Origin of the sequence: Streptomyces sp. SAI-135, from assembly GCF_029893805.1 — a bacterium.
GTDB lineage: Bacteria > Actinomycetota > Actinomycetes > Streptomycetales > Streptomycetaceae > Streptomyces.
On sequence record NZ_JARXYP010000002.1, the window covers coordinates 5,253,228 to 5,279,152 of the forward strand.

The 25,925-nt window shown below is 70.2% G+C and carries 26 protein-coding genes; 16 read left to right on the plus strand and 10 right to left on the minus strand.

Features of this window, described 5'->3' with window-relative positions; all coding sequences use genetic code 11:
* The first annotated feature begins 17 nt into the window (after positions 1-17).
* The 5 genes from M2163_RS28345 to M2163_RS28365 all read left to right on the plus strand — a co-directional run bounded on the left by M2163_RS28345 (position 18) and on the right by M2163_RS28365 (position 3,804).
* Positions 18-833 (plus strand): phosphatase, encoded by an 816-nt coding sequence (locus tag M2163_RS28345; protein WP_280895395.1) that lies wholly within the window; start codon positions 18-20, stop codon positions 831-833.
* Between the two features lie 129 nt (positions 834-962).
* On the plus strand, positions 963-1,172 hold the full coding sequence (locus M2163_RS28350; protein ID WP_016437488.1) for a helix-turn-helix domain-containing protein: 210 nt from the start codon (positions 963-965) through the stop codon (positions 1,170-1,172).
* Positions 1,173-1,349: 177 nt separating this feature from the next.
* Entirely contained in the window at positions 1,350-1,448 is a 99-nt protein-coding gene (locus M2163_RS28355) for an AURKAIP1/COX24 domain-containing protein (protein WP_003948845.1), read from the plus strand.
* Between the two features lie 227 nt (positions 1,449-1,675).
* Positions 1,676-2,737, plus strand: coding sequence for an NAD-dependent epimerase/dehydratase family protein (locus M2163_RS28360; RefSeq protein WP_280850047.1), 1,062 nt, complete (start codon positions 1,676-1,678; stop codon positions 2,735-2,737).
* 14 nt (positions 2,738-2,751) lie between these two features.
* Entirely contained in the window at positions 2,752-3,804 is a 1,053-nt protein-coding gene (locus M2163_RS28365) for a lysophospholipid acyltransferase family protein (RefSeq protein WP_280895396.1), read from the plus strand.
* A 69-nt stretch (positions 3,805-3,873) separates the two neighbouring features.
* Here the strand turns inward: M2163_RS28365 and M2163_RS28370 are convergent, their stop codons facing one another.
* The 3 genes from M2163_RS28370 to M2163_RS28380 form a co-directional block, all read right to left on the minus strand.
* Positions 3,874-5,091: a DUF5667 domain-containing protein gene (locus M2163_RS28370; protein WP_280895397.1), complete on the minus strand. Its 1,218-nt coding sequence runs from the start codon at positions 5,089-5,091 to the stop codon at positions 3,874-3,876.
* 233 nt (positions 5,092-5,324) lie between these two features.
* Positions 5,325-6,098 (minus strand): ECF subfamily RNA polymerase sigma factor, BldN family, encoded by a 774-nt coding sequence (locus M2163_RS28375; protein WP_020120729.1) that lies wholly within the window; start codon positions 6,096-6,098, stop codon positions 5,325-5,327.
* Between the two features lie 314 nt (positions 6,099-6,412).
* On the minus strand, positions 6,413-7,339 hold the full coding sequence (locus tag M2163_RS28380) for an HAD-IB family hydrolase (protein WP_280850044.1): 927 nt from the start codon (positions 7,337-7,339) through the stop codon (positions 6,413-6,415).
* 117 nt (positions 7,340-7,456) lie between these two features.
* Here M2163_RS28380 and M2163_RS28385 point away from each other — a divergent pair, with 117 nt between their 5' ends.
* The 5 genes from M2163_RS28385 (at position 7,457) to M2163_RS28405 (ending at position 13,109) form a co-directional block, all read left to right on the plus strand.
* Positions 7,457-7,744, plus strand: coding sequence for a glutaredoxin family protein (locus M2163_RS28385; protein ID WP_280850043.1), 288 nt, complete (start codon positions 7,457-7,459; stop codon positions 7,742-7,744).
* Positions 7,745-7,979: 235 nt separating this feature from the next.
* Positions 7,980-8,750 (plus strand): redox-sensing transcriptional repressor Rex, encoded by a 771-nt coding sequence (locus M2163_RS28390; protein ID WP_280850042.1) that lies wholly within the window; start codon positions 7,980-7,982, stop codon positions 8,748-8,750.
* Positions 8,747-10,450: a glutamyl-tRNA reductase gene (locus M2163_RS28395; RefSeq protein WP_280895398.1), complete on the plus strand. Its 1,704-nt coding sequence runs from the start codon at positions 8,747-8,749 to the stop codon at positions 10,448-10,450. Before M2163_RS28390 ends, M2163_RS28395 begins: the two co-directional genes overlap by 4 nt.
* Positions 10,447-11,406: a hydroxymethylbilane synthase gene (gene hemC, locus M2163_RS28400; protein ID WP_280850040.1), complete on the plus strand. Its 960-nt coding sequence runs from the start codon at positions 10,447-10,449 to the stop codon at positions 11,404-11,406. Before M2163_RS28395 ends, hemC begins: the two co-directional genes overlap by 4 nt.
* Positions 11,403-13,109 (plus strand): bifunctional uroporphyrinogen-III C-methyltransferase/uroporphyrinogen-III synthase, encoded by a 1,707-nt coding sequence (locus M2163_RS28405; protein ID WP_037720885.1) that lies wholly within the window; start codon positions 11,403-11,405, stop codon positions 13,107-13,109. Before hemC ends, M2163_RS28405 begins: the two co-directional genes overlap by 4 nt.
* 19 nt (positions 13,110-13,128) lie before the next feature.
* On the opposite strand, the gene M2163_RS28410 is transcribed toward M2163_RS28405, so the two are convergent.
* Positions 13,129-14,508, minus strand: a complete 1,380-nt coding sequence (locus tag M2163_RS28410) for an FAD-binding oxidoreductase (RefSeq protein ID WP_280850038.1) — start codon at positions 14,506-14,508, stop codon at positions 13,129-13,131.
* A 510-nt stretch (positions 14,509-15,018) separates the two neighbouring features.
* Here M2163_RS28410 and hemB point away from each other — a divergent pair.
* Together hemB and M2163_RS28420 are read left to right on the plus strand one after the other, a co-directional pair.
* Entirely contained in the window at positions 15,019-16,011 is a 993-nt protein-coding gene (gene hemB / locus M2163_RS28415; RefSeq protein WP_280895399.1) for a porphobilinogen synthase, read from the plus strand.
* Positions 16,012-16,303: 292 nt separating this feature from the next.
* A complete protein-coding gene (locus tag M2163_RS28420; RefSeq protein WP_280850036.1) occupies positions 16,304-16,663 on the plus strand; it encodes a DUF805 domain-containing protein in 360 nt (119 codons plus the stop codon).
* Between the two features lie 29 nt (positions 16,664-16,692).
* Here the strand turns inward: M2163_RS28420 and M2163_RS28425 are convergent, their stop codons facing one another.
* Complete coding sequence (locus M2163_RS28425; RefSeq protein ID WP_280850035.1) at positions 16,693-16,857, minus strand: hypothetical protein; 165 nt, start codon at positions 16,855-16,857, stop codon at positions 16,693-16,695.
* A 234-nt stretch (positions 16,858-17,091) separates the two neighbouring features.
* On the opposite strand from M2163_RS28425, the gene M2163_RS28430 reads away from it, so the two are divergent.
* Together M2163_RS28430 and M2163_RS28435 are read left to right on the plus strand one after the other, a co-directional pair.
* Entirely contained in the window at positions 17,092-17,994 is a 903-nt protein-coding gene (locus M2163_RS28430; protein ID WP_280895400.1) for an SAM-dependent methyltransferase, read from the plus strand.
* A gap of 103 nt (positions 17,995-18,097) precedes the next feature.
* Positions 18,098-19,294 carry a PLP-dependent aminotransferase family protein gene (locus M2163_RS28435; RefSeq protein ID WP_280895401.1) on the plus strand — a complete coding sequence of 399 codons (1,197 nt, stop codon included), beginning with the start codon at positions 18,098-18,100 and terminating at the stop codon, positions 19,292-19,294.
* Here the strand turns inward: M2163_RS28435 and M2163_RS28440 are convergent.
* Genes M2163_RS28440 through M2163_RS28455 form a run of 4 tightly spaced genes read right to left on the minus strand, consistent with a single transcriptional unit; the run spans position 19,291 to position 21,667 of the window.
* Positions 19,291-19,794, minus strand: coding sequence for a hypothetical protein (locus M2163_RS28440; protein ID WP_280895402.1), 504 nt, complete (start codon positions 19,792-19,794; stop codon positions 19,291-19,293). The genes M2163_RS28435 and M2163_RS28440 overlap by 4 nt on opposite strands.
* Positions 19,795-19,814: 20 nt before the next feature.
* Positions 19,815-20,639 carry a DUF4253 domain-containing protein gene (locus tag M2163_RS28445; protein ID WP_280895403.1) on the minus strand — a complete coding sequence of 275 codons (825 nt, stop codon included), beginning with the start codon at positions 20,637-20,639 and terminating at the stop codon, positions 19,815-19,817.
* 36 nt (positions 20,640-20,675) lie between these two features.
* Complete coding sequence (locus M2163_RS28450; protein WP_280895404.1) at positions 20,676-20,855, minus strand: DUF397 domain-containing protein; 180 nt, start codon at positions 20,853-20,855, stop codon at positions 20,676-20,678.
* Positions 20,852-21,667 (minus strand): helix-turn-helix transcriptional regulator, encoded by an 816-nt coding sequence (locus M2163_RS28455; protein ID WP_280895405.1) that lies wholly within the window; start codon positions 21,665-21,667, stop codon positions 20,852-20,854. The genes M2163_RS28450 and M2163_RS28455 overlap by 4 nt, the downstream gene beginning before the upstream one ends.
* Positions 21,668-21,780: 113 nt before the next feature.
* Between M2163_RS28455 and M2163_RS28460 the strand changes: the two genes are divergently transcribed.
* Positions 21,781-22,182: an ATP-binding protein gene (locus tag M2163_RS28460; RefSeq protein WP_280850028.1), complete on the plus strand. Its 402-nt coding sequence runs from the start codon at positions 21,781-21,783 to the stop codon at positions 22,180-22,182.
* Between the two features lie 29 nt (positions 22,183-22,211).
* Here the strand turns inward: M2163_RS28460 and argS are convergent, their stop codons facing one another.
* A complete protein-coding gene (gene argS, locus M2163_RS28465; RefSeq protein ID WP_280895406.1) occupies positions 22,212-23,966 on the minus strand; it encodes an arginine--tRNA ligase in 1,755 nt (584 codons plus the stop codon).
* 198 nt (positions 23,967-24,164) lie between these two features.
* Between argS and lysS the strand changes: the two genes are divergently transcribed.
* Positions 24,165-25,910, plus strand: coding sequence for a lysine--tRNA ligase (gene lysS, locus M2163_RS28470; RefSeq protein WP_280850026.1), 1,746 nt, complete (start codon positions 24,165-24,167; stop codon positions 25,908-25,910).
* Positions 25,911-25,925 lie beyond the last annotated feature (15 nt).

Genomic DNA, 25,925 nt, shown 5'->3' on the forward strand with positions numbered 1-25,925 from the left:
CCGCCACCATCACTCCCGTGTTGAGCACCGGTGCCCTGCGCGCCCATCTGCTGGCCGCCCGTCTGGCCGGGGCCGTGGCCACCTCGCGGGAGGAGAGTCTGCGGAGTTATCGGTTGTTCGCGGCTCGGGACCCCAGAGTGCTGATCGGGATTGATCCTGAAGGGTCATGGAATGAGCGTGATCTGCTCGGTCTCATGGCCGACAGGTGTGGGGTTTCGGGCGATCCGCGGTGTACAACTGGCCAGGATGTGATCGACCCTGACCGGACGCTCGTGGCGCTCGACGCCTTCGCGGAGCGGCTCGCGGCAGTTGCCCAGCGCAGCGGGCCCGTGCTTCTCGGCACCGGCCATCCGCACCGACTGCTCGGGTTCTACGTCGCCCTCGCGGACGCCCTCTCGGCGGCGGGATGTACCGTCCTCACCCCTGCGCATGGTCGCTGTGTCGACATAACGACCCGGTTCGGTCTACGTACGTACAACCTTGAGTACGTACGGGGAGTCGCGCTCGTGCGGGCACCGGACGCCGAGAGCTCCGGTGGTGAGCCGGGCGCACACACGCATTCACCGCTCCCGGTTCGCACCGCTCTGGCGGCCGGGGCCGAGAGCGGAGGGCCGCTTCCCGAGCTCGTGATCGGGGATCACGGATGGGTCTGCGGAGCAGGTCAGCTGGGGTTTGAGGCCATTGGGCCGGCGGATACGGATGACCCCGCGCTCTTTGTGGGCGAGGCCGAGGGGGTCGTGTCGGTCGTCGTTCCACTTGATGACGCTGTGCGGTCTGATTACTACCGGCCGCTGACCCGCTACGTACTCAATCGAGCGTGTCTGTCACAGTAGGCCGCCGATGGGTGCACCTCTTCCCCACTTGCATCACCCGCCCCTACATTGGGGAGTGAGCACGCAGCGACGAAGAGTCACCGGAAGGGGAAGCCGGTGGCCGTCGAGTGCGGAAGGTTCAGGTGTGTCATGGCTGCTGAACAGAGGCCTCTGAGTGAGGTTCAGTTCCTTACCGTGGCGGAGGTCGCCTCGGTGATGCGAGTGTCGAAGATGACCGTGTACCGGCTGGTGCACAGCGGTCATCTGCCCGCGATCAGGGTGGGACGGTCCTTCCGTGTCCCCGAGAACGCGGTTCACGAGTACCTCCGCGAGAGCTATGTGGGGGTGGAGACGGCCTGACGACGACCGGACTCGGGGAGGTTCCAAGGGGCCTCAGGGCACTCGTGGACCCCTGCCGGATCTCCCCGGTTCACCTCGATTACGACCTCAGCGCTCGGACGGGTAGGCTAGCCCCTCGTAGGTCGTATGGGCCCATGGCGCCCAGCACCGAGTGATGAGAAGTGAGCGAGGGTAGTCGTGGGCTCTGTTATCAAGAAGCGGCGCAAGCGGATGGCCAAGAAGAAGCACCGCAAGCTGCTCAAGCGCACGCGCGTCCAGCGTCGCAACAAGAAGTAAGCGACGCCGCGTAAGCGTGTTTGTGGCCCCCCACCTGATATCGGTGGGGGGCCACACGCGTGTCGGGACACGCCCATGGGCTGGATGTCGTCACCTCGCGCAGCGGGCGGTCATCACAGCGCAACATCGAACCGCTAAGTTGGCCGAACACGGGGAACGCGGCACAGGACTGGGGCTGTACAAGGGCCGTACCAGGCTGGACTACGGCTGGAAGGAAGGCGCTGATCTTGGGAAAGGTCGTGCTCGTCACCGGAGTGGCCCGACAGCTCGGGGGCCGGTTCGTACGGCGCATACAGCGTGACCCGCAGGTGGACCGGGTGATCGCCGTGGACGCGGTGTCACCCGAGCACCATCTGGGCGGTGCCGACTTCATCCAGGCGGACATCAGGCAGCCCGGCATCGCCCGGGTACTGGCCGAGACGGCCGCCGACACGGTCGTACACCTGGATGTGACGGCGATGGCGCTCGGCAGCGGGAGCCGGACCACGGTCAAGGAGACCAACGTCATCGGCACCATGCAGCTGCTCGGGGCGTGTCAGAAGTCGCCGAACGTGCAGCGGCTCGTGGTGAAGTCCAGTACGAACGTGTACGGGTCCGCGCCCCGCGATCCGGCCGTGTTCACGGAGACCACCCCGCCCAAGTCCCTGCCCTCCGGCGGCTTCGCCAAGGACACGGTCGAGGTCGAGGGATATGTGCGGGGCTTCGCGCGGCGGCGGCCCGACGTGGCCGTGTGCGTGCTCAGGTTCGCCAACATCCTGGGGCCGACGGCCGACACCCCGCTCGCCTCGTACTTCGCGCTGCCGGTGCTGCCGACGGTGTTCGGGTACGACCCGCGGCTGCAGTTCGTGCACGAGGACGACGTGATCGAGGTGCTCAGGATCGCCTCGCACGAACCGGAGCGGGGCACGCTCAACAGCGGCACCTTCAACATCGCGGGCGACGGGGTCCTGCTGCTGTCGCAGTGTTCCCGGCGGCTCGGCCGACCCACCGTGCCCCTGCTGCTGCCGGCCGTCACCTGGGCGGGGTCGCTGGTGCGTACGCTGGGAATGACGGACTTCTCGCCCGAGCAGATCCGGTTGCTCACCCACGGCCGGGTCGTGTCGACGGTCCAGATGCGCGAGACGCTCGGATTCCGGCCGAAGTACACGACGGCGGAGACCTTCGCGGACTTCGCGCGCAGCAAGGGCCCCGGGCTGCTGCCGCCGGAGGCCCTCGCGGGGGCCGTCGACCGGATCGCCGCGCTGCCCCTCGCGGGTGGCGGCAACCCCCCGACGCAGAGCGCCAACTGAGGAGCGCATCAACGATGGCGGACGCCAAGGTCATTCCGTTCGACGACGACCGGTCCCGCGCAGGCGCCGTACAGCGGCCGGCGCGGCGCCGGAGCGCGGGGAGCCGGCGCAAGGGCACCGAGCCCGCGCTGGTCCGTGAGGTCCAGCCCCTGCCCAGCGGGGCTTCCGCGCAGGATGATGTTCCTGTGACCCCTGAGGAAGAGTCGCCGCAGCAGGCGCACGACGAGGGCGGCCTGGAGCGCCGCATCGCCGGCGGCCTCAGCTTCCTGCGCCGCCGGCTCACCGGGGACTACGAGGTCGACGACTTCGGCTACGACGAGGAACTCACCGACCAGGTCCTCATGTCCCTGCTGCGGCCGGTGTACGAGAAGTACTTCCGGGTCGAGGTGAAGGGCGTCGAGAACATCCCGGCGGAGGGCGGTGCGCTGATCGTCGCCAACCACTCCGGGACGCTGCCGCTGGACGGTCTGATGATGCAGGTCGCCGTCCACGACCACCATCCCGCCAACCGGCATCTGCGGCTGCTGGCGGCGGACCTGGTGTTCATGCTGCCGGTGGTCAACGAACTCGCCCGCAAGCTCGGGCACACCCTGGCGTGCGCGGAGGACGCCGAACGGCTGCTCGGGCAGGGCGAGCTGGTCGGTGTGATGCCGGAGGGCTTCAAGGGCATCGGCAAGCCCTTCAGCGAGCGGTACAAGCTCCAGCGCTTCGGCCGGGGAGGGTTCGTCTCCACGGCCCTGCGGCAGCGCACCCCGATCATTCCGTGCTCGATCGTGGGCGCGGAGGAGATCTACCCGATGATCGGCAACGCGAAGACCCTCGCGCGTCTGCTGGGCTTCCCGTACTTCCCGCTGACGCCGACGTTCCCCTGGCTGGGCCCGCTGGGCGCCGTCCCCCTCCCCACCAAGTGGACGATCCAGTTCGGCGAGCCGATCCCCACGGACGGCTACCCGCCGGAGGCCGCCGAGGACCCGATGCTGATGTTCAACCTGACGGACCAGGTGAGGGAACAGATCCAGCACACGCTCTACAAGTTGTTGGTGCAGCGGAGGTCGGTGTTCTTCTGAGGTTGTCTGTTGTACGACGGTGGGGGCGCCCTTCCTGCGAAGGGCGCCCCCACCGTCGTACCGGAAGAGCTAGTTGGCGTCCTCGCCCTGGATGCCCAGGCCCGGGAGGAGGCCCGGGAGGAGGGGTGGGAGGGTGACGTCGGGGTCGGCCGAGGGGGACGGGGACGTCGGGGTGGTGGTGCCGGTGTCCTTCGGCGGGTCGAGGAGGCCGCCGGTGTCGCCGCCGAGCAGGCCGTCGTCCGTGCTGCCGGAGGAGGCGGACTTGCTGGGGTTGCCGCCGCCGTTGTCCTCGGTGGAGCCGCCGGTGCCGGGGGCCGTCGAGCGGCCGGAACCGGTCGAGGAGTCCGAGGACGCCGAACCGGAGCCGCCCTGCCGCTGACCTCCGGTGCCGCCGCCCTGGGCCGGGGGCTCGGGGAGCAGGGACTGGAGCGGGGCGACCTCTTCGTCTATGGCGTCGAAGACCTCGGACACCTGCTCGCTGACGTCGCCGAGCTGGACGGGCAGCCGGTCGCGGAGCGCGCCCCACGCCTCGCGGTGCGAGCGCGAGAAGCCGGCGAGGGCCTGGATGGGGCCCAGGGAGTTCGGGTCGCGCTGGTACGCCTCGTGCAGCAGGCGGTGCCCCTCGGAGGCGTCGTGCTGCATGCCGGACAGGGCGCGGCGGATCTCGCCCACGGACTCGTGGTCGAGGTGGCCGCCCCGGCCGCGCTCCATCAGCCGACGGGCCTCGTTCAGCCGGGTGGAGGCCTGGTCGAGGTAGGCGACACCGCGCTCGTCGTCCCCGTCGGACAGATAGGTGAGCTTGAAGTCCTCGATGCCGCGCTTGAGGCCGTACAGCGAGTCGCCGGGCAGCGCGTCCGAGCTGGCCGCGGCCACTCCGCCGAAGGCTCCGGCGGCGACTCCGACGCTCAGGCCGCCCGCGGCCAGGCCCTTGGTGAGCCGGGAACGCGGTCGGAGTTTCCCGAGCGGACTCGCCCGGTGGGTGCCCTTGGCCCGATGGGAGCGCTGCTCGGGGACCGCGGGTTCCGCCCCGTCGCCCTCCAGCAGCATGGCCTCCATCGCGGCCACCAGCTGGGCTCGCTGGACGACCTTGACCTCGGGGTCCAGCTCAGGTCTGGGCAGCTCGCCGAGACACTCCGCGAGGGCCAGGAGACGGCCCGGGTCAGGGTGTTCCGCGGCGGCCGACGCCTGTCCTTCGGACTGCTCGGCCGCCGGTTCCCGGTCGGACAGCTCCTCCAGGGCCTGGGCGAAGGCGTTCGCCCGCCGGTGCGCCGATACGTTCGCGATCACTGGCGGCACCTCCTCTCGTCATGACGGTCGACTCCCCAGGGGGTCCTGAGGGTTGCACGCCCAGAGCACAAGCACACGATCGGGTGATCGGAGTCGGCCAGGGGGTGACCACAGGGAGCCTGCATCCCGCACAACGAGTGGCGCGGCACTTGGGTTACGGACTGCGGATGATCGGATCGGGGAGTCAACGGACTTTCACCGAGAGCGAGTTGGCGGTCACCCGGAGTGTGCGGTCAGCGGGCGTCGTCCGGGAGGAGCCGGGCCAGGGTGCGCACGGCCCGGTACTGGAGGGTCTTGATGGCGCCCTCGTTCTTGCCCATGACCCGGGCGGTCTCGGCGACCGAGAGGCCCTGGAGGAAACGGAGGGTCACGCACTCCTGCTGCTGCGGGTTGAGCCGGCGGACGGCGTCCAGCAGCGCGGCGTTGGAGAGGGACTCCAGGACGGAGTCCTCGGGCGAGCGCTCGACCTCGTTGGCGTCGAGCATCTCGCCGGTGGTGACCTCGAGCCGGAACCGGCTCGACTTGAAGTGGTCGGCGACGAGGTTGCGCGCGATGGTGACCAGCCAGGCGCCGAAGTCGCGGCCCTGCCAGGTGAACGTGCCGATCCTTCTGAGCGCGCGCAGGAACGTCTCGCTCGTCAGGTCCTCGGCGGTGGCCTTACCTCCTACCCGGTAGTAGATGTACCGGTACACCGTGTCGCTGTACTGGTCGTACAGGCGGCCGAAAGCGTCGGCCTCGCCGGCCTGGGCGCGTTCGACCAGGTCCATCATGCGGGCGCTGTCGCTGTCCGCGGCGGGACGGCGGGCCGGTGCGGCACCGGTCGAACGCCCTCGTCTGCCGACGGCCGCGGAGCCGTCGGCCAGTGCGTAGCACGGGCCGATCGGTGCCGCGGCTACGGCGAGGGCGGGGACGGCGTACGCGGTGGGGACGAAGCCGCGCAACAGGTCCAGGACCGTTGCGCGCAGCGTAGCCAGGCCCGAGGCGTCAACCCCGACGTGTGGGTACACGGGACTCCCAGAGGCAGAGCTTCCATCACGTGCAGTGCGGGACCGTTCACCCGTCGTAGCGACGGAGGGGTACCCGAATGCGTCTGAGGAGAATAACGCTTAGTGCAGGCACTGCTACACCCAGTTGCTCTATTCATCGATTACGTCGCTTCTGTAACCGATTGGGAGCCGTTCAAGTGCCACAGAGTGACCGTTTGTTGATCGAAAACGGTCGCGATCTGTCAGGGAACGGGGCGTGTTGTGGCCGTGTGCAGCCAATGTGCCTGCACACGGAGTTACGCGTATAAAACCCGTGGATTGGTGCGTTCGCCCGGTTACCGACGGCGTTTGTGCAGGGCGATCGCCGCCGCCGTGCCGCCCGCCACCGCACCCACGCCGGCCGCCGCCGGGATGCCGACCTTCGCCGCCTTGCGGCCCGTGCGGTAGTCGCGCAGCCGCCAGTCCAGCCGTCGGGCGTGCTTGCGGAGCTTGGTGTCCGGGTTGATCGCGTAGGGGTGGCCCACCAGCGAGAGCATCGGGATGTCGTTGTGGCTGTCGCTGTACGCCGCGCAGCGCGACAGGTCGAGACCCTCGGCCGCCGCCAGGGCCCGGACCGCCTCCGCCTTCGCGGGGCCGTGCAGGGGCTCACCGACCAGCTTGCCCGTGTAGACGCCGTCCACCGACTCCGCGACCGTGCCCAGGGCACCGGTGAGGCCGAGGCGGCGGGCGATCACCTGGGCGATCTCCACCGGGGCCGCTGTGACCAGCCACACCTTCTGGCCCGCGTCCAGGTGGGCCTGCGCCAGCGCGCGGGTGCCCGGCCAGATGCGCTCGGCCATGTACTCGTCGTAGATCTCCTCGCCGATCGACTGGAGCTCGGCGACGCGGTGGCCCTTGACGATGGAGAGCGCCGAGTCGCGGGCCTCCTGCATGTGTTCGGGGTCCTCGACGCCGGCCAGGCGGAACCAGGCCTGCTGCCAGGCGAACCTGGCGAGGTCACGCGTCTCGAAGAACTTCCGCTTGTACAGGCCGCGGCCGAAGTGGAAGAGGGCGGCGCCCTGCATCACCGTGTTGTCCAGGTCGAAGAACGCGGCGGCCTTGTCGTCGCCCAGGACCGGGAACTGTGACTCCGGTTGCGAACCAGGGGTCTCCTCGACCTCCTGGGAGGACTTGCGCGCAGCCTCAGCCGAGGCCTCGCCTGCCAACACGCTTCGCGCCGTGGCGGAGCGCCTACGGGGAGTGAGCCATCCGAGAGCGGCCATGGCGTGAGCATAGCCAGTTTGTTCGGTGGTTCCGGAGTCGAGAGGTTTGGAGGGTGTGAACACTCCAAGACTGTGCCGTTAAAGAGGCGTCCGCGGCCGGCGCCGACGCGCGGGAGAATGGCCTGTATGAGTCCCATCTTCCGCCGAAAGCAGGCCAAGGCCCCCGAGGACCGGCTCGTCACCCTGATCCGCAAGCCCGGTTGCCATCTGTGCGATGACGCACAGTCGGTGATCGAGAAGGTGTGTGGAGATCTGGGGGTTCCCTGGGAGCACAAGGACATCGACCAGGATCCTCAACTCCACGATCAGTACTGGGAACAGATCCCGGTCGTGCTCGTCGACGGGGAGCAGCACACCTTCTGGCGGGTGGACGAGGAACGCCTCCGCAAGGCCCTGACGGACTAGTCCGCCCGGTCCGCCCGGTCGCTTAGGATCGATGGCGAAGTGGTCTTGGGGGCGGGATTGATGAGGGAAGTGTGCGGTTTTGCCTCCGAGAGAGACGCGCGTGACCCCGGTCACGTTGGCCGGGCAAATCGGACACCATCTTTGTGCACGCGTTCACAAAGACATAGCCTGCTTTCGACGGGGCGGTCCGGGGACGTGTGACCGCCCACAGCCCCGCTCTACCCGCAGGAGCACCGTGGCAACTGGCCGAACTCACCGACCGGCGACCCGTAGCCGAGGGATTCCCGAGGCCACCGTCGCCCGCCTTCCGCTGTACCTCCGCGCCCTGACCGCACTGTCGGAGCGCTCGGTACCCACGGTCTCCTCCGAGGAACTGGCCGCGGCCGCGGGGGTCAACTCCGCGAAGCTGCGCAAGGACTTCTCCTACCTGGGTTCCTACGGAACGCGCGGTGTCGGCTACGACGTCGAGTATCTCGTCTACCAGATCTCCCGTGAACTCGGCCTGACCCAGGACTGGCCGGTTGTGATCGTCGGTATCGGTAACCTCGGCGCCGCTCTCGCCAACTACGGCGGGTTCGCGTCCCGCGGCTTCCGGGTCGCCGCGCTGATCGACGCCGATCCGGCGATGGCCGGAAAGCCCGTCGCGGGCATTCCCGTGCAGCACTCGGACGACCTGGAAAAGATCGTCGAGGACAACGGCGTGTCCATCGGTGTCATCGCCACCCCCGCCGGTGCCGCCCAGCCGGTCTGCGACCGTCTCGTGGCCGCCGGCGTCACCTCCATCCTGAACTTCGCGCCGACCGTGCTGTCCGTGCCGGACGGCGTCGACGTGCGCAAGGTCGACCTCTCCATCGAGCTGCAGATCCTCGCCTTCCACGAGCAGCGCAAGGCCGGCGAGGAGGCCGCCGCCTCCGACGGCGCCGGTCCGGTCGTCGCCGGCCGCGACGGCTCCGCCTCCGCCGACCAAGGGCCCGACGGGGACGTACCCGCCGTGATGCCGGCATGAGTCTTCTCGTCGTCGGGCTGAGCCACCGCAGCGCTCCGGTCAGTGTGCTGGAGCGGGCGGCGCTGCATGCCGATGCGCAGGTGAAGTTGCTCCAGGACACCGTCGCGGCGGAGCCGGCCACGGAGGCCGCGGTGCTCGCGACCTGCAACCGGATCGAGCTGTACGCCGACGTGGACAAGTTCCACGCGGGTGTCGCCGAGCTGTCGACGCTGCTCGCCCGGCACAGCGGGGTGGGGCTCGACGAGCTCACTCCCTACCTCTATGTGCACTACGAGGACCGGGCCGTCCACCACCTGTTCTCCGTGGCCTGCGGGCTCGACTCCATGGTCGTCGGGGAGGGGCAGATCCTCGGGCAGATCAAGGACTCCCTCGCCCGGGCGCAGGAGCTGCACACCGCGGGGCGGTTGCTGAACGACCTGTTCCAGCAGGCGCTGCGGGTCGGGAAGCGGGCCCACTCCGAGACCGGGATCGACCGGGCCGGGCAGTCGCTGGTGACCTTCGGGCTGGAGCAGCTCGCCCTGGGCGCGGAGGTGTCCGACTGGGCGCGCGGGAAGAAGGCGCTGGTCATCGGGGCCGGGTCGATGTCCTCGCTGGCGGCGGCGACGCTTGCGCGGGTCGGGGTGGCGGAGATCGTGGTCGCCAACCGGACCGCGGAGCGGGCCGAGCGGCTTGCGGAGATCCTCAACGAGAGTGGGGACGTGGTTGCTCGTGCGGTACCGATGGGTTCGGTGTCGGACGAGCTGACACGTGCCGATGTCGTGGTGTCCTGTACGGGGGCCACGGGGCTGGTTCTGACCGCTGAGGCTGTTGCTGCCGGGCGGGGGTTGGACACGCAGCCCGGCGTCGGCGGGGGGCTGTCCCGCTTTGGGTCGGGAGCCGCCCAAGCGGCACGACTGCCCGCGGAACACGGAACCGAAGAGAACTGTCCCCTGGACCTGGCCCCCCTTCAGGCCACTCCTGGGTTCTCCGTGCTCGGGGAAGCCGCCGTCGCCGGGATGGCCGCTTCCGAGCTGGAGCAGCATGCCGCCTGGGTGGACAACGCGCCCCGGCCGCAGGGGGCCGTCGCCCCGGTCGATCCCGTCGGGGAGGCCGACGTCATCGCCGCGCTCGCCGCCACCGCCGCCGCGCTCGGCCGGGTGCCCGAGCGGCGCAGGCCCGAGCCCGTCGCCGAGATCCCGCGGCCGACCCCCTCCCTGTTCCTGCTCGACCTCGCCATGCCCCGGGACATCGACGCCGCCGTCCACCGGCTGGGCGGGGTGCGGCTCGTCGACATCGAGTCCCTCGCGGAGGCCTCGGCCGACGCCCCCATGGCGGCCGACGTCGACCAGGTCCGCCGTATCGTCGCGGACGAGGTGGCCGCCTTCGGGGCGGCGCTGAGGGCCGCGCACATCACGCCCACCGTCGTCGCGCTGCGGACCATGGCCGCCGATGTCGTCGCGAACGAGATCGCGCGGCTCGACGGGCGGCTGCCCGGCCTGGACGACAAGCAGCGCGGGGAGATCACGCAGACCGTGCGGCGCGTGGTCGACAAGCTGCTGCACGCGCCGACCGTACGGGTCAAGCAGCTCGCGGCCGAGCCCGGCGGTGCCGGGTACGCGGACGCGCTGCGGACCCTGTTCGACCTCGACCCCGAGACGGTGGCCGCCGTCTCCCGCGCCGAGGACAGCACCACCGATGAGAAAGACCGAGGCTCGTCATGAGGACGAAGGCGCTACGGCTCGGGACCAGGCGGAGCAAACTCGCCATGGCCCAGTCCGGGCGGGTGGCGGACGCCGTGAGCCAGGTGACCGGGCGGCCCGTCGAGCTCGTCGAGATCACCACGTACGGCGATGTGTCCAGGGAGGCACTGGCGCAGATCGGCGGCACGGGTGTGTTCGTGACCGCGCTGCGCGAGGCGCTGCTCAAGGGCGAGGTCGACTTCGCGGTGCACTCGCTGAAGGACCTGCCGACCGGGCAGCCGGACGAGCTGGCGCTGGCCGCGCTCCCCGAGCGCGAGGACCCTCGGGACGTCATCGTCGCCCGGGACGCCCTGAAGCTCACCGACCTGCCCCGGGGTGCCCGCATCGGTACCGGTTCGCCCCGGCGCACCGCGCAGCTGAACGCGTACGCCCGCGCGCACGGACTTGATATCGAGACGGTTGCGATCCGGGGGAACATCGACACCCGGGTGCGGTTCGTGCGCGAAGGTGAGCTGGATGCGGTGGTGCTGGCAGCCGCTGGGCTGCAGCGCATCGGCCGTATCGACGAAGTGACCGATTTCCTCTCGGTCGACACGGTTTTGCCCGCTCCCGGCCAGGGAGCACTAGCGATCGAGTGCACCGCGGACAACGCGGACCTGATCGCGGCGCTCGGCGAGCTCGACGACCCGTTCACGCGGGTCGCCGTGACCGCCGAGCGGTCACTGCTCGCCGCCCTGGAGGCCGGCTGCTCCGCCCCTGTGGGCGCGCTGGCCGACCTGCTGGCCGACGGGCAGATTGTCAAGGAAATGCGCCTGCGGGGCGTCGTCGGCACCACCGACGGCTCGCGCATGGTGCAGTTGTCCACCACCGGTCCCGTGCCCGAGTCGCACGACCAGGCAACGGCGCTCGGTCGCGAACTCGCGGCCGACATGCTCGCCCAGGGCGCGGCCGGTCTGATGGGGGAGCGAGCACAGTGAGCCCCACCACCCTTCCCGTCGGTCCCGAACACGGGCACGTCACCTTCCTCGGTGCCGGACCCGGAGATCCGGGACTGCTGACTCTGCGCGCCGTCGAGGCGCTCACGAACGCGGACGTTCTCGTCGCCGGGCACGAGGTGCTCGACGTCGTGCGCGTCCACGCTCGGTCGGGCGTCGCCGTCGTGGACACGGACACGGAGTCGCCTTCGGCTCCGGTTCCGGGCACGGGCGCGCCCCAACTCACAGTCGTTGACGGCACGTCAACAACCGCTCCTGCCCCCGCTGTACGGGATGCGGCACATCTTGTCATGGAGGCCGCGCGGGGCGGCAGGCGGGTCGTGCGTGCGGTATCCGGGGACCCCGGGCTCGACGCGTACGCCGCCGAGGAGATGCTGGCCTGCGCCCGCGCGGGCGTGCCGTTCGAGGTCGTGCCCGGTGTGGCCGCGGCCGTCGGCGTGCCCGCGTACGCCGGTGTCCCGCTGCGGGACGCACAGGGCGCGGACGTGCGGTTCGTGGACGCGCGCACGGCCTCCGACCGGTGCTGGACGGAGGTGGGGGTGTCGGACGGGACCGTGGTCGTGTCGACGACCCTGGACTCCGTGGGCGCCGCCGCCGGTGAGCTGGTCGCGGCCGGGCGCAAGCCCGACACCCCGATGACCGTCACCGTCGCCGGTACGACCACGCGCCAGCGGACCTGGACGGCGACCCTGGGCACCATCGCCCAGACGCTCAAGCAGGCCAAGGTGCTGCCCTCGCCCGAGGGCGGCCGGCCGGTGATAGCCGTGGTCGGTGAGCGCTCCGCCGCAGCCCAGCGCGACCAGCTGTCGTGGTTCGAGAACAAGCCGCTGTTCGGCTGGAAGGTTCTCGTGCCGCGCACGAAGGAGCAGGCGGCCTCGCTCTCCGACCAGCTCAGGTCCTACGGGGCCGTGCCGCACGAGGTGCCGACGATCGCGGTCGAGCCGCCGCGCACGCCCCAGCAGATGGAGCGTGCGGTCAAGGGGCTCGTGACCGGGCGCTACGAGTGGATCGCGTTCACCTCGGTCAACGCCGTCAAGGCCGTACGGGAGAAGTTCGAGGAGTACGGGCTCGACGCGCGTGCCTTCGCCGGGATCAAGGTCGCGGCGGTGGGTGAGCAGACCGCCAAGGCGCTGATCGCCTTCGGTGTGAAGCCCGACCTGGTGCCGAGCGGTGAGCAGTCGGCCGCCGGGCTCCTTGAGGACTGGCCGCCGTACGACCCCGTCTTCGACCCGATCGACCGGGTGTTCCTGCCGCGCGCCGACATCGCCACCGAGACGCTGGTCGCGGGGCTCATCGAGCTCGGGTGGGAGGTCGACGACGTCACCGCCTACCGGACCGTGCGCGCCTCGCCGCCGCCCGCGGAGACCCGGGAGGCGATCAAGGGGGGCGGGTTCGACGCCGTGCTCTTCACGTCGTCGTCCACCGTCCGCAACCTGGTCGGTATCGCCGGGAAGCCGCACAACGTGACCGTGATCGCCTGCATCGGTCCCGCCACGGCCAAGACCGCCGAGGAGCACGGGCTCCGGGTCGACGTCATGGCTCCCGAGCCGTCGGTGCACAAGCTGGCCGAGGCCCTCGCCGACTTCGGGCTGAAGCGGCGGGCGGCGGCGGTCGAGGCCGGGGATCCGGTGACACGGCCGAGCGAGCGGCGGCCGGGGGCGAGGCGGCGGCGGTCGACGACCTGATCCCGTTCCGCACGGTGCCTCAGGCGGCCGGGGTCACGGTGTGGCCGTAGCGCAGGAGGTTCTCCGGGTCGTACGTCGACTTCGTGCGGCGCAGCCGGTCGTAGACCTCGGGGGTCCAGGCCCGGGCGCGGTCCGTCTCGTCGCCCGGGGTGCCGTGCAGGTTGACCATGGTGCGGCCGGTGCCGTACGCGGACATCGCGGTGTGGAGGGCGGTCGTGGCGCGTTCGACCGCCTCGGCCATGGGCGGTGCGGCCAGCACGCCCACCGCCTCCAGGAGGTACTCGGCGTCCCGGGCGCAGACCGCGTCCGCGACGGTGGCGGGGCGGGAGAGCGCCGCGCCCATGTGGCGGATCTCCACCATCAGGAGCGGGAAGTCGCCGGCGCCCGCCGCCGGGCCCACCTGGTCCAGGAACGCGTCGACCGCCTGCGGTGTCAGTTCGCGCAGCAGGGTGCAGGACTCGCGGGCCGGCAGCGGGTCCTGGGGATCCAGGTAGATGCGGTCCACCGCCGCGTAGTCCATCTCCTCCACCGTGTCGATCACGACCGGCGCGGCCTCGCGGAGCGGGGCGAGGAGGTCCTGGCCCGCTGACGGGTCGCCGGTCCAGGCGAGGCAGACCCTTGCCCAGAAGCCGCCCCGGAAGGGTTCGGGGATCTCCGGGAAGGGCGGCAGGCGCAGGATGCTGAAGGTGCTGTTCATCTCCGGCGGGACGTCGTGGGTCCAGGCCGCCCAGGTGGTCAGCAGGGCCTCGGCGTCCTCGCCCGCGCAGTAGACGCCGCCGCCGAGGACGCGGGGCAGCGGGAGGAGTTCGGTGACCAGGGAGGTCACCACTCCCACGTTGCCCTTGCCGCCGCGCAGCGCCCAGAAGAGGTCGGGTTCCGTGTCGGGGTCGGTGTGGTGGAGGGTGCCGTCGGGGGTGGCCACCTCGAAGGAGCGGACCTTGTCGGCGGCGTAGCCGTAGGTCCGGCCGAGGACCGGCAGTCCGCCGCCGAGGACGTAGCCGACGACGCCCGCGTCGGTGGAGGAGCCGTTGAGGGTGGCCAGGCCGTGCGGGGTGGCTGCGGCCAGGACGTCCCGCCACTTCGCGCCCGCGTCGATTCTCGCGGTGCGGGTTTCCTCGTCCACGCGTACGCCGGTCATGCGGGCGGTGTTGATCAGCAGACCGTTCTCTATCGGGAAGTTGGCGCCGTGGCCGGTGGCCTGGACGGTGACGGGGGTGTGGGTGGCCGAGGCCCAGCGCAGGGCGGCGACGATGTCCTCGGCGCGGGTGGCTCCTACGACGACGTCGGGGGTGTGCAGGGCGGCCAGGTTGAAGCCGGTGACCTCGTCTGCGTAGTGGGGTTCGCCGGGGCGTATGACGGGGCCGTGGATCTCGTTCAGGGTGGGGTGGGTGGTAGCCATGGGGTCCTCCTGCCGTGCCCTTTCAGCTTGGACCCGGGGGGTGGGGGGCGCATGTGGGGTGGGTGGCTGCGGGTCGGTGGGGGCTGGGCGCGCAGTTCCCCGCGCCCCTGGGAGGTGTGGTGACCGGTGCCGGGAAGGGCTGTTTGTGGTGCGGGTGGGGTGGTGGCTGCGGGTTTGTGGGGGCTGGGCGCGCAGTTCCCCGCGCCCCTGGGGGGTTGTGGTGGTCGGTGCTGTGAGGGGCTGTTTGTGGGGGCTGGGTGCGCAGTTCCCCGCGCCCCTGAGGGGCGCGTCACGACCGATCCAGTGCCACCGCATCCACCACGACGGACCCGCACAGGCCGCCGCAGGCGTCAGGGGCGCGGGGAACTGCGCGACCGGCCACCGCGTGCCCGCGGCCGCCAGGCGACTTTGCGAGGCACTCTCGTGGGCGCCCCGTGAAGCACTCCCGTGGGCGGTCCGTCCGACGTCGCGTCGGCAAAGGGGCGTGCGGGGCGGGCGTAGCGTAGGGATATGACGATGTACGGATCCTTTCCCGGCACGCGGCCCCGGCGGCTGCGGACCAACCCCGTCATGCGCCGCATGGTGGCCGAGACGCGGCTGCACCCCGCTGACTTCATCCTTCCGGCGTTCGTGCTGGAGGGGGCGAGTGAGCCCGTGCCGATCTCGGCGATGCCCGGGGTCGTGCAGCACACGCGGGACAGCTTGAAGAAGGCGGCCGCGGAGGCCGTGGCGGCCGGGGTTTCCGGGATCATGCTCTTCGGGGTGCCGGAGGAGTCGAAGAAGGACGCCGTCGGGACGCCGGGGACCGACCCCGACGGAATCCTCCAGGTGGCCATCCGGGACGTGCGGGCCGAGGTCGGCGACGAGCTGCTCGTGATGTCCGACCTGTGCCTCGACGAGACGACGGACCACGGACACTGCGGGGTGCTGGACGCCGAGGGGCGGGTCGACAACGACGCCACCCTCGAGCGGTACGCCGAGATGGCCCAGGTGCAGGCCGACGCGGGCGCCCATGTCGTGGGGCCCAGCGGGATGATGGACGGTCAGATCGGGGTCGTACGGGATGCCCTCGACCAGATCGGGCGGGAGGACGTCGCCATCCTCGCGTACACGGCCAAGTACGCGTCCGCGTTCTACGGGCCGTTCCGCGAGGCCGTCGCCTCCTCGTTGCAGGGGGACCGCAAGACCTATCAGCAGGATCCCGCGAACGCGCGCGAGTCGCTGCGGGAGCTGGCCCTCGACCTGGAGGAGGGCGCCGACATGGTGATGGTCAAGCCGGCCGGGCCCTACCTCGACGTCCTCGCGCGGGTCGCCGACGCCGTGGACGTGCCGGTGGCCGCCTATCAGATCTCCGGTGAGTACTCGATGATCGAGGCCGCCGCCGAGAAGGGCTGGATCGACCGGGACCGCGCGATCCTGGAGACACTGACCGGAATCAAGCGGGCCGGGGCGCAGAACATCCTCACCTACTGGGCCACCGAGGTGGCGCAGAAGCTCGGCTGACGAAGCGGCCTGGCGGCGTGTCACGGCAACGGTTCGAGCTCGGTCCGGATACGGGCGGAGCTCGTTCCGGCCAACGTCCGGACAACGGCCCCCGCTTGGCGCGGTGATCTTCTGGCGGTCTGTCCGGAATCCGCCCTCGGGGGTGGTGGATTTGTCGGAGTCTGACAGGTCCGCGACTTGATGAACCGCTTACATCCGTCGAATTGACGAGTTCTCGACATCCTCCATATCTTCTGCGCCTGGCCTGATCCATTCGGAATGGTCCGAACGTCGATCCCTGGGGGACACCACCATGAACTACTTCCTCGATGTGCTGAAGAAGTACGCCGTGTTCAGCGGCCGCGCGCGCCGCAAGGAATACTGGATGTACACCCTCTTCGTCACGATCATCTACATCGTGCTGGCCGTCATCGGCGTCGTGGCCAAGCAGGCCTGGATCCCGATCGTCTTCTACGTCGCCATCCTGCTCCCCAGCCTCGCCGTCCTCGTGCGCCGCCTGCACGACACCGGCCGCAGCGGCTGGTGGGTCCTGTTCGGTCTGGTTCCGCTCGTCGGCGGCATCACCCTCCTCGTCTTCACCTGCCTCGACGGTGAGCCCGGCGAGAACAAGTTCGGCCCGAACCCGAAGGGCTTCGCTCCCGCGCACGTGTGATGACGCAGCTCTGCTGAGAGGCCGCCCGGTCAGCTCCGGGCGGCCTTCTGGTTTTCCACGGGGCGCACCGCCGCCTTGTCCGCGGCCGGGCCCTCGTCGCGTACGCCCTGGCCGTCCTTGCAGCCCGTGAGGGTGAGGAGTGCGAGGAGGGCCAGCAGGGCGAGGAGGGTGGGGGTGTGGGGTCGGGTGGGCATGGGATCAGGCTGCGGGGATGCCGGGGCGTTCGCCAGCCCCGGCCGGGAATTCGGGACGGCCTCGTACCGGAAGCCTCGTTGACCTGCACTGATGAGGCTTCCCAAGTCCCCCGGGCGGGACGCGGGACGGGGTCTCCCGCGCATCGGGCACCATCAAGTCGCCCCGGGAGTTAGGTTCTTGACCATCGCGGTGGTGGTCCGTGAGGGACCGACACATTCCCAGGGGAGACACCCATGTCCGGTGACGCGCTGAGCCAGGACCCGGCCGAACTGGCCAAGAGGATCGACACCACCAGGGCACACCCGGCCCGCGTCTACGACGTCTTCCTCGGCGGCAAGGACAACTACCCCGCCGACCGCGAGGCGGCCGCCGCCGCGCTCGCCGCCAACCCCCGCGGCTACCTCGACGTACGGCACAACCGCGACTTCATGCGCCGGGCCGTCGAGCGGCTGACCGAGCGGGACGGGATCCGGCAGTACCTCGACATCGGCACCGGGCTGCCCACCGCGGACAACGTCCATCAGATCGCCCAGCGGATCCGGCCCGACGCGCGCGTCGTCTACGTCGACAACGACCCGGTGGTGCTGGCGCATGCCCGCGCGCTGCTCACCAGCGGGCCCGAGGGGCGCACGGACTACATCGACGCCGACTTCAAGAGCCCCGCGCAGATCCTCGAACAGGCCGCCAGGACCCTGGACTTCGACCAGCCGATCGCGCTGTGCCTGGTCGCGATCCTGCACTTCGTCGAGGACGACGAGGCCTATCCGATCGTCCGCGAGCTCGTGGCGGCGTTGCCCGCGGGAAGCCGGATCGTGCTCAGTCACCTGACCGACGAGATGCACCCGGAGCCCGCCCGTGCGGTCCAGCGGACCTACACCGAGCGCGGGTTCACCTTCGTGTTCCGGTCCAGGGCCCAGGTCGAGCGGTTCTTCACCGAGGTGCCGGGGCTGTCGCTGGACGAGCCCGGGGTGGTGCCCGCGCATCTGTGGCACCCCGGGCCCGCGCCCGCGCCGCCCGCCATCGACGGGGAGGACTTCGAGTCCCTCGACGACATCGAGAAGATCCGCTACCGCGACATCAACGACGTCACGGACGACGACATCAACGTCTACGGGGCCACCGGCACCAAGGCGTGAGCGAGCGCGCGGCGTCCGTATCGCGGAAAGGTACATGTAGACGGCACTCGGTTCCCTAGGCTGCGGACCAGTCGTCGCAGTCAGCAGTCGAAGGAGCCGTGCCATGACGGTGCCCACGTTCGCTTCCGTGCCGCCGCTCGCCGCCCGGGCCCGGTCGGTCGGCGGGTCGCCGGTGCGGGACATCCTCGCCGTCACCGCCCGCCCCGAGGTCATCAACTTCGCGGGCGGACTGCCGGCGCCCGAACTCTTCGACGCCGAGGGGATCGCGGAGGCGTACCGGGCGGTGCTCGACGAGGTGCCCCAGCGGGCGCTCCAGTACTCCACCACCGAGGGCGAACCCGTGCTGCGGGCGGCCCTCGCGGAGCGCATGTCGGTGCGCGGGCTCGCCACCGACGCCGACGACGTCCTCGTCACCACCGGGTCCCAGCAGGCGCTGTCACTGCTCGCCACCGCCCTCGTCGAGCCCGGCGACACGGTCCTCGTCGAGAGCCCCTGCTACCTGGCAGCTCTCCAGGCCTTCGGGTTCGCGGGCGCCCGGGTGGTGGCCGTGCCGGGGGACGACGAGGGGCCCGACCCCGTGGCACTGGAGGAACTCGTCGCGCGGGAGCGGCCCAAGCTGCTCTACACCGTGCCCACCTTCCAGAACCCGACCGGCCGGACCATGTCCGCGGAACGCCGGGAGGCCGTCGCGTCCGTGGCCGCGCGGCGCGGGCTGTGGATCGTCGAGGACGACCCGTACGGCGAACTCCGCTTCGAGGGCGAGCGGGTGCCGTGGATCGCTGCCCACGAGGAGGCCCGCGACCGGACCGTGCTGCTCGGGTCATTCTCCAAGGTCATGGCCCCGGGCCTGCGGCTGGGCTGGCTGCGGGCGCCCGGCGAACTGCGCCGGGCCTGCGCGGTCGCCAAGCAGGCCGCCGACCTGCACACCCCGACCGTCAACCAGCTCGCCGCGGCGCGCTACCTCGCCGGCCGGGACCTCGACACGCATGTGCGGCGCGTCGCGGGCGTCTACGGGGAGCGGCGGGACGCCATGCTCGCGGGGCTGGCCGACGCCCTGCCCGAGGGCTCCACCTGGACGCGTCCCGAGGGCGGCATGTTCCTGTGGGCACGACTCCCGTCGTCGTACGACACCACCGCGCTGCTGCCGCAGGTCGTGAGGCGGGACGTGGCCTACGTCCCGGGGGCGCCCTTCTACGCCGGTGAGCCCGACCGCTCGACCCTGCGGCTCTGCTTCGTGACGCAGACGCCCCAGGAGATCGGGGAGGGGCTGCGCAGGCTCGGGGAGGGACTGTCGGGCTAGCCGAAGGGCGAGGCGGACGGGGAGGTCCAGAAGGTCACCGTCGGACCGTAGGAGCCGTCCTCCTCGTCGCTCACCTCGACGGTGATCTCCAGGTCCGGGTACCGGGCGGACAGGACGCCCTGCCAGCATTCCCCCACCGCCAGCGCGAGTTGGGGCAGTTCCTCGCCGAGCTGGTCGTCGTCCGTCAGGGGCGTGTTGACGAACGTGTCCCACAACTTGACCTGGTTGGTGACCGCTTCGACACGTTCCCTGCCATCGCCCAACTTCGTGAACCAGTCGTCGACGTTCCCCTGATTGAACCGCTGCTTGAGGAACACACCGTCGCGGTACTCGACCGTCTCGGGACAGAACAGCCAGGCCGCGGCCAGCACGAACCTGAGGCCGCCCTCGAAGTCGAGGTAGTTCGCCGGGGTGAGTCCCTCGTCCTTCCAGTCCGTACGCCACCGGGTGAGGAACGCCGGCAGCCTCCGGTCGGACCACGACGGCTTGCTGCTGGTCACGGGATCTCCCAAGGGTTGCCCTAGTCCCACCAGAAGGACCACACGCGTCGGCCCAGCACCGCGTGTTCGGCGTACGCGCGCAGGGTCTCGTGATCGCCCTGGGTGATGTTGTCCGGGCAGAACGCGAAGTGCTCGGCGGCGACGGCCTCCGCCTCGTCCTGCGTCGTGGGCGGGGCGGCGACGGACAGGACCAGCTGGTCGAAGGTGAGCGCGATGACGCGTATGCCGAAGCGGTCCTCCCAGTCGCGGAGGATCGCACAGACACGGGCCGTGTCGTTCTCGTAGTTCATCGGACCCGTCCAGCCGATCGCCGCCGGGATGTCCGCGCTGCGGCGGGCCGGGACCAGGGCGAGGCGGGGCTCCTTGAACCACGATCCCTCGTCGAGGAGCGCGTCGGCGGTCTCGGCGGCACGGGTGTCGGGGTCGGCGGGGAAGGACTCTGGGCCCGGGGCCGCGCTGGGCCACGTCTCGTCGTACGGTGCGATCGTCCCGGCGAGGTCGTCGGGCTCCTCGATCGCGTACGCCCAGTACTCCGCGAGCAGTTCCTCGGGGTCGTGGTCCCCGGGGTACGACATCTCCCCGGGCATCAACTCCCACTCGTCCGGCCCGCCTTGCGCACCGCCGACCTCTATCAGCACCGGCAGCAGACCGGTTCGCGCCGCCGGGACGCCCAGCGCGGCCCAGGCGCCGGACGACGCCGCGTACTCGGCATGCCACAGCAACGGCTCGTGCCAGGGCCCCTCGTCGGTCGCGTCGATCAGTCTCCCGAGCGGGAGTCCGAGCCCGAGGGAACGACCGCTCGGGTCTGCCGCCAGGGTGGGCAGCGGGTTGGGAAGAGTCGCCATGCCAGTGACTGTAGGGGGCGCCACTGACAATGGCGGTCAGTGTTGGAGAGCGGTGGTGAAGGCGGTCCAGGTGGCGGGGGTTACCTGGAGGGTGGGCTCGGGGTTCTTGGAGTCGCGGATGTGGATGGCTTCGGGGCAGAAGGCCACTTCGAGACACTGGCCGCCTTCACTGCCGCTGTACGTCGACTTGAACCAGTGAAGTGCTTCGGCGCTCATTGCTCTCCTAGCAGGCGGTCGAGCAGATCCCTGGAGTCCTGTGTGGTCAGGGCCTGTGTCCGCAGCATCGCATATTTGCGCGCCAGCCTGGATACCTCATCCGCGTCGGAAACCCACTGGCTGCCGCGCTGCGACTCGGTGTACGCGAGGTGCTGGTGGTCCGGTGTTTCGAGGAGCGTGAAGGGCCCGTCCAGCCCTGCGTGAAAGGGGCTGTCCAGCGGCAAGAACTGAAGGGAAACACAGGGCAGTTCAGCGATCGTCCGAAGATGGTGCAGCTGTTCCTGCCCGCTGATCCTCATGTGCAGCACCGGCTCCCACACGATGAAGCTCAGCGTGGGCGGGTTCCTGCGGTGCAGGATCTCCTGACGTTCCAGACGGGCCGCCGTACGCGTCTCGATCTCGCTCTCGTCATACGCGGGAACGCGGTTGCGGAGTACGGCTCGGACGTACGAGTCGGTCTGGAGCAGGCCGGGCAGGACCGCGTTGTCGTACCAGGAGAGGGCGATGGCCTCCCGCTCATGCTCCATGTACAGCTCGGCCCACATCGGGAACTGGTCGATGTCCGGCAGGTTGGCCACCCCCGCCGCCAACATCCCCTTCGTCTCCAGGACTTCGTCCAGCACCGCGGCCAGGTCCGGTTTCAGCGTCCGTCTGCCCTGCTCGATCGACGCGATGGTCTCCTCGTCGACGCGGACGAGGTCGGCGAGGGCGGTCTGGGTGTGGCCCGCGGCGCGGCGCGCGGTGCCGAGTTGTTTGCCCAGCATCTTCATGGACGTGAGGTTCTTCGGCCGCGGCGGTTTCCTGGCGCTCATGACGGTCTCCATCCCCCTCGGAACGCGTACGTCACCGGGTACGAGGCCGTACAAAAAATCTGTACGGGTTCACCGAGTGATCAACGGTAGTCACTCTCCGCAACTCTCGTCCCGTGAACGAGACGATCCGACTACCGCTCCTGCGTGAGCGCTTCTTCCGCCGGGAACGCCGATCCGCGCAGGCCGCGAGGCGCTTCACGGCCGAGACCCTGACCGGCTGGGGCCTCGCCGAGACCTCGCGGGCGGACGACGTACTGCTCTGCGTGAGCGAACTGGTGACGAACGCGCTGCTGCACGGGGTGCCGCCAGGACGCCAGTTGAGGCTTTTCCTGCGCCACGAGGTGCACGCGTTGGTCGTCGAGGTGCACGACAGCGGACCCGGGGTGCCGCATGTGGTGTACGACGGCGACGAGGGCGGCCGGGGGCTGTTGCTGGTCTCCGCACTGAGCGACAAGTGGGGAGTCCGGGAACGGGAGTTGGGCAAGGCGGTGTGGTGCGAGTTCGCGTTGCAGTAGAACTCGCGGCCACACCGCCTGTGGGACGGTCAGAGACGCTCCGGCGTCCTGATGCCCAGCAGGGCCATGCCCTGGTGGAGGGTGCGGGCCGTCAGGTCGCAGAGGAACAGGCGGTTCTCGACCTGGGCCGGGGTGTCGGCCTTGAGGACCGGGCACTTGTCGTAGAACGACGTGTACAGGGACGCCAGCTGGTAGAGGTACGCGGCGAGCTTGTGCGGGGCGTACTCCGCGGCCGCCTCGAAGACCGTGCTGCCGAACGTGTCCAGGTGCAGGCCCAACGCCCGCTCGGCGTCGGCCAGTTCGAGCTCCGGGTGGGCGGCCGGCCGTACCTCTCCCGCCTTGCGGAGGATCGACTGGATACGGGCGTACGCGTACTGGAGGTACACGGACGTGTCGCCGTTCAGCGAGACCATCTGGTCCAGGTCGAACTTGTAGTCCCGGTTGGGGGACGTGGACAGGTCGGCGTACTTCACCGCGCCGATGCCCACCTGTGCCGCCCGCTCCTGGATCTCGTCCTCGGTGAGGTCCTGGGCCTTCTCGCGTACGACCTCCGCCGCCCGCTCGACCGCCTCGTCCAGCAGGTCCTCCAGCTTGACGGTCTCGCCCTCACGCGTCTTGAACGGCTTGCCGTCCGCGCCGAGGACCGTGCCGTAGCCCATGTTGTGCGCGGTGACGTCGTCGGTCAGCCAGCCCGCGCGGCGGGCCGCCTCGAAGACCATCTTGAAGTGGAGGGACTGGCGGACGTCCACGACGTAGAGGAGCGAGGTCGCGTGCAGGTCGGTGACCCGGTTCCTGATCGCCGTCAGGTCGCTCGCCGCGTAGCCGAAGCCGCCGTCCGCCTTCTGCACGATCAGCGGCACCGGCTGGTCGTCCTTGCCGCGGATCTCGTCGAAGAAGACGACCAGCGCGCCCTCGGAACGGACCGCCACCCCCTTCTCCTCCAGGAGGCGGGCGGTCTCGGGCATGCCCTCGTTGTACGCCGACTCGCCGACGATCTCCTCGTCGCGGATCTCCATGTCCAGCTTCTCGAAGACCGAGTAGAAGTAGACCTTCGACTCGTCCACGAACTGCTGCCAGAGGTCGAGCGTCTCCTTGTCGCCGGACTGGAGGGCCACGACCCGCTTGCGCGCCCGCTCCTTGAACTCCTCGTCGGAGTCGAAGACCACCCGGGAGGCCTTGTACACCCGGTTCAGGTTCGACATGGCCTGCTCGCCGTCGACCTCCGAGGCAGGGGCCAGCTCGCCGGGGTGCTCCATCAGGTACTGGATGAGCATGCCGAACTGCGTGCCCCAGTCGCCGATGTGGTGCCGGCCGATCGTCTTCTCGCCCGTGAAGTCGAGCATCGCCCGCAGCGCGTCACCGATCACCGCGGAACGCAGGTGGCCGACGTGCATCTCCTTCGCCACGTTCGGCTGGGCGTAGTCGACGACCGTGATGCCGGGCTCGTCCTTGAGGGGCACGCCGAGACGGTCGCCGTCCTCGTACCGGGCGGCGAGGTTCTCTGTGATCGCCCGGTCGGTGATCGTGATGTTCAGGAAGCCGGGGCCGGAGACCTCGACGTCCTTGATCACGTCACCCGTCACGAGCCGGGAGACGACCTGCGTCGCCAGGTCCCGCGGGTTCGCCTTGGCCTTCTTGGCGAGCGCCAGGATGCCGTTCGCCTGGAAGTCGGCCCGGTCGCTGCGTCGCAGCAGGGGCTCCGCGTCGGCCTCCGGCAGGGTGGCGGAGAGCGCGGAGGTGAGCTGCTGGTTGACGGCGTCGCTGAGGGACGTGACCGGGGCCATGGGAAAGGGTGCCGTTCTCCTCGGGGGATCAGATAGACACGGTCAGTATCCCATGGGGTGGGAAGCGGTTTTTTTGGTGCGGGCCGGTGGGGGCTTGTCGCGCAGTTCCCCGCGCCCCTGGAAAGAGGCGGCTTCGCCGCCATCACTCCGGGGGTGGGAGAATGTGGAGGTCCATCAACGCCATCAGTAAAAGAGGACGTGCCGATCGTGGGTCAGAGCGCTGAGACCACCGACTGGGTCTCCCGTTTCGCGGATGAGGTCATCGAGGAGTCGGAGCGTCGGGCCCCGGGCAAACCGGTCGTCGTCGCCTCCGGACTGTCCCCCTCGGGACCGATCCACCTCGGGAACCTGCGCGAGGTCATGACCCCGCACCTCGTCGCCGACGAGATCAGGCGCCGGGGCCACCAGGTGCGGCACCTGATCTCCTGGGACGACTACGACCGGTACCGCAAGGTGCCGGCCGGGGTCCCCGGGGTCGACGAGTCGTGGGCCGAGCACATCGGCAAGCCGCTGACCTCCGTGCCCGCACCGCACGGCTCCGCCCACCCGAACTGGGCCGAGCACTTCAAGGCCGCCATGATCGAGGCGCTCGCCGAGCTCGGCGTCGAGTTCGACGGGATCAGCCAGACCGCGCAGTACACCTCGGGCGTCTACCGCGAGCAGATCCTGCACGCGATGGCGCACCGCGGGGACATCGACGCGATCCTCGACCAGTACCGGACCAAGAAGGCCCCGGCCGCCGCGAAGAAGCAGCAGAAGCCTCTCGACGAGGCCGAGGTCGAGGCCGCCGAGGGCTCCGGCGCGGCCGCCGAGGACGACGGGTCCTCCGGGTCCGCCGGGTACTTCCCGTACAAGCCCTACTGCGGCAACTGCGAGAAGGACCTCACCACCGTCACCTCCTACGACGACGCCACGACCGAGCTGTCGTACACCTGCAACGCCTGCGGGTTCTCCGAGACCGTCCGGCTCAACGAGTTCAACCGCGGCAAGCTGGTCTGGAAGGTCGACTGGCCGATGCGGTGGGCGTACGAGGGTGTCGTCTTCGAACCCAGCGGCGTCGACCACTCGTCCCCCGGCTCCTCCTTCCAGGTCGGCGGGCAGATCGTCGGGATCTTCGGCGGGAAGCAGCCCATCGGCCCGATGTACGCCTTCGTCGGCATCTCCGGGATGGCGAAGATGTCGTCGTCTCGGGGCGGGGTGCCCACGCCGGGCGACGCGCTGAAGATCATGGAGCCGCAGCTCCTGCGCTGGCTCTACGCCCGCCGCAGGCCCAACCAGTCCTTCAAGATCGCCTTCGACCAGGAGATCCAGCGGCTCTACGACGAGTGGGACAAGCTGGACGCCAAGGTCGCCGACGGGTCCGCCCTGCCGGCCGATGTCGCCGCCCACTCCCGTGCCGTGCGCACGGCCGCCGGGGAGCTGCCCAGGACCGCGCGCGTGCTGCCCTACCGGACGCTCGCCTCCGTCGCCGACATCACCGCCGGGCACGAGGACCAGGCGCTGCGGATCCTCAGCGAACTGGACCCCGACAACCCGCTGTCGACGCTGGACGAGGCCCGGCCCCGGTACGACAGGGCCGAAGCCTGGATCAACACCCAGGTACCCGCCGACCAGCGGACCATCGTGCGCGACGAGCCCGACGCCGAACTGCTCAAGTCCCTCGACGAGGCCTCCCAGCAGTCGCTGCGGCTCCTCCTCGACGGGCTCGCCTCGCACTGGTCGCTCGACGGGCTCACCCACCTCGTGTACGGCGTGCCCAAGGTGCAGGCCGGGTTCTCCGCGGACGCCACGCCCAAGGAGCTGCCGCCCGAGATCAAGACCGCCCAGCGGACGTTCTTCGCCCTGCTGTACCGGCTCCTGGTCTCCCGCGACACCGGGCCCCGGCTGCCCACGCTGCTGCTGGCCGTCGGACAGGAGCGGGTCCGGGCGCTGCTCGGGGAGTAGACGGTCCGAAAGACC

Coding starts and splice junctions, on each gene's coding strand:
- M2163_RS28350 (WP_016437488.1), top strand. CDS start 963: ATGGCTGCTGAACAGAGGCCTCTGAGTGAGGTTCAGTTCCTTACCGTG.
- M2163_RS28385 (WP_280850043.1), top strand. CDS start 7,457: ATGGCCTGTATGAGTCCCATCTTCCGCCGAAAGCAGGCCAAGGCCCCC.
- M2163_RS28435 (WP_280895401.1), top strand. CDS start 18,098: ATGACGGTGCCCACGTTCGCTTCCGTGCCGCCGCTCGCCGCCCGGGCC.
- M2163_RS28365 (WP_280895396.1), top strand. CDS start 2,752: ATGGCGGACGCCAAGGTCATTCCGTTCGACGACGACCGGTCCCGCGCA.
- argS (WP_280895406.1), bottom strand. CDS start 23,966: ATGGCCCCGGTCACGTCCCTCAGCGACGCCGTCAACCAGCAGCTCACC.
- M2163_RS28395 (WP_280895398.1), top strand. CDS start 8,747: ATGAGTCTTCTCGTCGTCGGGCTGAGCCACCGCAGCGCTCCGGTCAGT.
- M2163_RS28455 (WP_280895405.1), bottom strand. CDS start 21,667: ATGAGCGCCAGGAAACCGCCGCGGCCGAAGAACCTCACGTCCATGAAG.
- M2163_RS28425 (WP_280850035.1), bottom strand. CDS start 16,857: ATGCCCACCCGACCCCACACCCCCACCCTCCTCGCCCTGCTGGCCCTC.
- M2163_RS28430 (WP_280895400.1), top strand. CDS start 17,092: ATGTCCGGTGACGCGCTGAGCCAGGACCCGGCCGAACTGGCCAAGAGG.
- M2163_RS28380 (WP_280850044.1), bottom strand. CDS start 7,339: ATGGCCGCTCTCGGATGGCTCACTCCCCGTAGGCGCTCCGCCACGGCG.
- M2163_RS28445 (WP_280895403.1), bottom strand. CDS start 20,639: ATGGCGACTCTTCCCAACCCGCTGCCCACCCTGGCGGCAGACCCGAGC.
- hemC (WP_280850040.1), top strand. CDS start 10,447: ATGAGGACGAAGGCGCTACGGCTCGGGACCAGGCGGAGCAAACTCGCC.
- M2163_RS28410 (WP_280850038.1), bottom strand. CDS start 14,508: ATGGCTACCACCCACCCCACCCTGAACGAGATCCACGGCCCCGTCATA.
- M2163_RS28450 (WP_280895404.1), bottom strand. CDS start 20,855: ATGAGCGCCGAAGCACTTCACTGGTTCAAGTCGACGTACAGCGGCAGT.
- hemB (WP_280895399.1), top strand. CDS start 15,019: ATGACGATGTACGGATCCTTTCCCGGCACGCGGCCCCGGCGGCTGCGG.
- M2163_RS28420 (WP_280850036.1), top strand. CDS start 16,304: ATGAACTACTTCCTCGATGTGCTGAAGAAGTACGCCGTGTTCAGCGGC.